This is a genomic window from Persicitalea sp. (assembly GCF_041751555.1).
Taxonomy (GTDB): Bacteria; Bacteroidota; Bacteroidia; order Cytophagales; family Spirosomataceae; genus Persicitalea.
On sequence record NZ_JBGSXF010000441.1, the window covers coordinates 1 to 3,081 of the forward strand.

Sequence of the window (3,081 nt, forward strand, 5' to 3'; positions counted from 1 at the left end):
CCCGCGCGTGAAGTGATCCCAGTAGGTCCGGGCGTAGTTTTCAATTTTTTTTCATTTAAGTCAGCGTATGTCATAAGCGTATGATAGTCGTTATTTTTGATTTAACAAAGTAGAACTAAGGAGATAATTGCTTTTCTTACAAAACTCAACAACCGATATAAATGAAGAAGAATGGATGGATAACGAGTGCCCTGCTGGGAGTGGGTCTCTGATCTTGCAATCAGGACAAGGATGTGAGTGCGGTGAAGGTAGTCGACTCCGACTTCGAGCAAACGACAGATGATTGGACGGCAGGATTTGGCGGTGGGGACGAAACTACAAAAAGCGAATCTGACTGAACCAGTTGGTGAGGATACGTTGCTCAGTTTCCGTGAATCCTCCGCCTTTTGGCGGGGCAAACCCAGATAAGCTGAACTTTGCTTTTTTGTGTTTTTTATTGAACTAGTGTCCTGCCTGATACAGCAACAGGGCATAGTTGATCTGTTACCCTTCACTCAAAAAAAGAAGTTAAATATCTATTTATTACTTTTTTTTGGTTACTTGCTTTTTCACTGACCCCAGTACTCAAATGAAACCGTTGTACAAAGCATTGTTTGTGGCAGCCTCCATGACCTTCGTGGTAGCCTGTTCCGAAAACCATTTGAATGATGAGGCGATGCAGCCTCAAAAAACCTCGTCGGCCCGGATTGGACAACCAGGCGGCGAGGATCGCTGCGCTACGATGAAAGTACTCTCCGACAAACTAGCCGAAAATCCCGGATTGGCCCGTAGTATGGAAGCCATAGAAGCCCATACACAGCGTTTCATCGCCATGGAAAAAGGAAATAACGGCATTCAAAAGTCGGATAACAATCAAAAGCCCGGTAATGGGGGCGGAGATGGGAAACCCGGCAACGGCGGTGGCGGCGGTGATACTGGCGGCGGCGGAACTACCGACCCTGCTGTCACCATTACGATTCCGGTATATGTACACGTGATCTATAACAACAGCCAACAGAACATCAGCAACGCCCAGATTCAATCGCAGATTGATGTACTGAACAAAGACTTCAGGGCTCAGAATAACGATAAGAATAGCACTCCTTCTGAGTTCGCGCCCCTGATCGCCGATTTCAACATCCAGTACTCCTGGAACACCGGTGACCTCATTCGGAAGGCGTCTTCCAAGTCGTCATGGGGAACCAACGACGCCGTGAAGAATCGCAAGCGTGGTGGCTCCGACGCGGTAGCCGGGTATCTGAATATCTGGGTGTGTAACATAGGCGGTGGTATTCTGGGGTACGCCCAGTTTCCGGGCGGTTCGGTTAGTACTGACGGAATTGTAATTGGCCCCGAGTACTTTGGCAGCAGTGCGCTGGGGAGCAACTTCTACCTGTCGGCTCCTTATGATTTGGGCCGTACGGCCACGCATGAGGTTGGTCACTGGCTGAACCTGCGCCACATCTGGGGCGACGGCGGTTGTGGCGTGGACGACTACGTTGCTGACACCCCCATGTCTGATGGCCCCAACTATGGTTGCCCAACTTACCCCACCGTTCGCTGCAGTAGCAACGACATGACCATGAACTACATGGACTATACCTACGATGGTTGCATGTACATGTTTTCTACCGGGCAGAAATCGCGTTCGCGTGCAATCTTCACGCCGGGTGGCCCTCGCGCCGACTTCGCAACTGTTACTCCCTAATGGCAAGAAATATTTGACGGTCAATAAGCAAGCCCTGCCCGAATGAGCAGGGCTTGCTTGTGCAGTGTTGAAATGCTTTTTTATTAAACTGCTAAACGAGCCCTTCAATCACCAATTTATGATGTGGAAAAGCCGCCAGTAACTTTTCTCGCTCCGCCAGTTCAAAATCCGCGAAATCAAAGCCCGGCGCTACCGTGCAACCCACCAGCGAATAAACCGCGCCCGCCACGGGACGGGAGCCAAACCAGGCACCCGCTGGCACCACGGCCTGAAACACTTCGTCCGCCTCGGGATCGGGACCGAGCCGGATGATGTCCAACGCGCCGCTCTCGGGGTAAATAACGAACACTTCCAGCGGGTCGCCCGCGTAAAAGTGCCACACCTCATCGGCCCGAATGCGGTGCAAAGCCGAAAAGTGGTGGCCTTCCAAAAGAAAATAGATCGCCGTGCTAAACGCGCGACTACCGCCGAACCTATTTGGCAAAGCTGCGTGCGGAATTTGCTCCGCCGCGCGGTAAGTTTCCACAAAGTACCCCCCTTCGGGATGTGGTTGCATCTGGTACTTCTCGATCCAGTAAGCGGCTGGGTTACTAAAATTCATTTAAAAAAAATCTGGCTTATTCTAGCGCCCACTCTTTATCCTTCCTCCTCAGTGCCTTGCTCACACCCGGCATAGCATCCTTCACGAAGGCATCGTATTCCCGCTGTGCCTTCGCCAACTGCTCTTGCAAAACCCCAAAAACCTCGCGCTGCTGATTGGTCGGTGGGAAATCCACGCCGTTGGCTCCGATGTCGCTGGCGAGTGCGCCGAGGCGGCTGTATAGTTTTATGGGATTGCGGAAGGCGTCTTCCCGCGCACCCGTGAGGTGGATGTCGTAGAGTTGAGCCGAGATTTGCGTGGCGGCTTCGTCGAGTTTTTCCAACGCGGGCTTTAACTTTTTGTCCGAAACCTGAGGCAGTAGCCGCCCCATCTTCGCCCGCTTTTTTTCCAAATCGTCGATCAACTGCACCGCCTGATTTTGGGCGGCGCGAAGTTCCAGACTGAATTTTTCCTGGGCCGCGATGTCAGCCAAAGTACCTGCTGAGTTCGGGTCTTTCAAGATTTCGATGGACTGAGTCAGGTTGCCATCGTCAAGATCGACTCGTGCGGTGAAAGTGCCCGGCGTAACGCGCGGCCCCAGCAGGCCCTGATTGATGTCGATGTCCCACACCAGCAATGTGCGGGTACTGTCCTTGCCAAACGTCACCCACGACTTGCCGGGCGGCAGGGTGCGCAGCTTGGGCCGCGCGGGCGAGTCGTGCCGCAAATCCCACCACACGCGATTGACGCCCGGCTTGTTGGTGCCGCGTACCGTGCGGATTTCTTGGCCGTTTTGTAAAATTTTGATTTCCGG

2 protein-coding genes and 1 pseudogene are annotated in these 3,081 nt (G+C 52.8%); 1 reads left to right on the forward strand and 2 read right to left on the reverse strand.

Features of this window, described 5'->3' with window-relative positions:
• Positions 1 to 568: 568 nt before the first annotated feature.
• Entirely contained in the window at positions 569 to 1,687 is a 1,119-nt protein-coding gene (locus ACEW8P_RS15595; RefSeq protein ID WP_373514008.1) for a zinc metalloprotease, read from the forward strand.
• 91 nt (positions 1,688 to 1,778) lie between these two features.
• Here ACEW8P_RS15595 and ACEW8P_RS15600 read toward each other — a convergent pair whose 3' ends face one another.
• Both ACEW8P_RS15600 and ACEW8P_RS15605 read right to left on the reverse strand, forming a co-directional pair.
• Complete coding sequence (locus ACEW8P_RS15600; protein ID WP_373514009.1) at positions 1,779 to 2,288, reverse strand: cupin domain-containing protein; 510 nt, start codon at positions 2,286 to 2,288, stop codon at positions 1,779 to 1,781.
• Between the two features lie 16 nt (positions 2,289 to 2,304).
• Positions 2,305 to 3,081, reverse strand: a pseudogene (locus ACEW8P_RS15605) (glycosyl hydrolase); the annotation flags it as partial.

Excerpts from the sequence above, each read along its gene's own strand:
- ACEW8P_RS15600 (WP_373514009.1), bottom strand. The coding sequence starts at position 2,288 with ATGAATTTTAGTAACCCAGCCGCTTACTGGATCGAGAAGTACCAGATG.
- ACEW8P_RS15595 (WP_373514008.1), top strand. The coding sequence starts at position 569 with ATGAAACCGTTGTACAAAGCATTGTTTGTGGCAGCCTCCATGACCTTC.